Raw genomic sequence first — 1,989 nt, forward strand, 5'->3', positions numbered from 1 at the left:
CCTTTACGCGCTGGGCTACACACGTGCTACAATGGCGACTACAGTGGGCTGCAACCGTGCGAGCGGTAGCTAATCTCCAAAAGTCGTCTCAGTTCGGATTGTTCTCTGCAACTCGAGAGCATGAAGGCGGAATCGCTAGTAATCGCGGATCAGCATGCCGCGGTGAATACGTTCCCAGGCCTTGTACACACCGCCCGTCACACCATGGGATTTGGATTCACCCGAAGGCACTGCGCTAACTCGCAAGAGAGGCAGGTGACCACGGTGGGTTTAGAGACTGGGGTGAAGTCGTAACAAGGTAGCCGTAGGGGAACCTGCGGCTGGATCACCTCCTTTCTAAGGATCGTGACGAAAGCGCCAGCCCCAAGGAAACTTGGCTTGGTTGGAAGAGCTTCGTCATTTCCAAAGAACATTGCCGCCGTCCTCATGTCCCTTCATCCTGGAAAATACGTCTCTAGCGAGACGTATCTGCCTGAGCAGGCTCACGCCGCCCCGCGGCCGTTTACGGTCTGCTTGTGGTAGCGATGGGCCGGTAGCTCAGGTGGTTAGAGCGCACGCCTGATAAGCGTGAGGTCGGAGGTTCAACTCCTCCCCGGCCCACCATTTGATGTGGGGCCTTAGCTCAGCTGGGAGAGCGGTTGCTTTGCAAGCATCAGGTCATCGGTTCGATCCCGATAGGCTCCACCATCCCCTCGATATTTCCAGAGATGAAGACAGCAGTTTGCCGGACACGTCCGGCAATATGAGGCGCAAGCGCCTCTCTTTGACATTGTGAATGGGTTTTTTAATCGATGCCGTGGCGACATGGGATTGGTTTTTATGCGTTTGGCCGCAAGGCTGGGCGGATGAAGGTCGATCGACAAGTCGTACACTAAAATGATTATCTGGCTGAGTTTAATAACCATACCGTATCGAACGACATTCAAGCACTTGATCATCTTCCAGTGCTGTCGTTGGTGGTGTGGACTCTCAAGCGTGAGGTAAGGGCATCTGGTGAATGCCTTGGCATGTACAGGCGATGAAGGACGTGGCACGCTGCGATAAGCGTGGGGGAGCTGTGAGCAAGCTTTGATCCCGCGATTTCCGAATGGGACAACCCACCTTCACCATTTAAGACTGGTCCAGCAGCAATGCTGGCCCCGTGTTAAATGGGAAAGGTATCACTAAGCTGAATAAAATAGGCTTTGGTGAGGCGAACCCGGAGAACTGAAACATCTCAGTACCCGGAGGAAAAGACATCAACCGAGATTCCGTTAGTAGTGGCGAGCGAACGCGGACCAGGCCAGTGCCTGGTGCTTAGTTAACAGAAGTGTCTGGAAAGGCACGCCATAGCGGGTGACAGCCCCGTATGTGAAAGCAAAGCATCAGGACTCGAGTAGGGCGGAGCACGTGAAACTCTGTCTGAACATGGGGGGACCACCCTCCAAGCCTAAATACTCGTACATGACCGATAGTGAACCAGTACCGTGAGGGAAAGGTGAAAAGCACCCCGATGAGGGGAGTGAAACAGTACCTGAAACCGGATGCCTACAAGCAGTGGGAGGATCCTTGAGATCTGACCGCGTACCTCTTGCATAATGGGTCTGTGACTTAGTGTATCAAGCAAGCTTAAGCCGTTAGGTGTAGGCGCAGCGAAAAGCGAGTCTGAATAGGGGCGATAGAGTTTTGATGCATTTAGACCCCGAAACCCGGCGATCTATGCATGACCAGGTTGAAGGTGCGGTAACACGCACTGGAGGACCGAACCGTTCAATGTTGAAAAAATTGTCGGATGAGTTGTGCTTAGGGGTGAAAGGCCAAATCAAGCCGGGAAATAGCTGGTTCTCCGCGAAAATCTATTGAGGTAGAGCGTCGGATGATTGCCGTTGGGGGTAGAGCACTGGATGGTTGCGGGGGTCGCGAGATCTACCAACACTAACCAAACTCCGAATACCAACGAGTCTAGTCCGGCAGACAGACGGCGGGTGCTAAGGTCCGTCGTCAAAAGGG

2 tRNA genes and 2 rRNA genes are annotated in these 1,989 nt (G+C 53.6%); all 4 read left to right on the plus strand.

The features are described from left to right. Positions 1–336, plus strand: a 16S ribosomal RNA gene (locus tag BF95_RS25105); the annotation flags it as partial. A 190-nt stretch (positions 337–526) separates the two neighbouring features. Further along, positions 527–603: transfer RNA gene (locus BF95_RS25110), tRNA-Ile, on the plus strand. 8 nt (positions 604–611) lie between these two features. Beyond that, a tRNA-Ala gene (locus tag BF95_RS25115) sits at positions 612–687 on the plus strand. Between the two features lie 283 nt (positions 688–970). Next, positions 971–1,989: ribosomal RNA gene (locus tag BF95_RS25120) — 23S ribosomal RNA — on the plus strand; the annotation flags it as partial.

The sequence above is a fragment of the Sphingobium sp. Ant17 genome, from assembly GCF_000588875.1.
Lineage (GTDB): Bacteria > Pseudomonadota > Alphaproteobacteria > Sphingomonadales > Sphingomonadaceae > Sphingobium.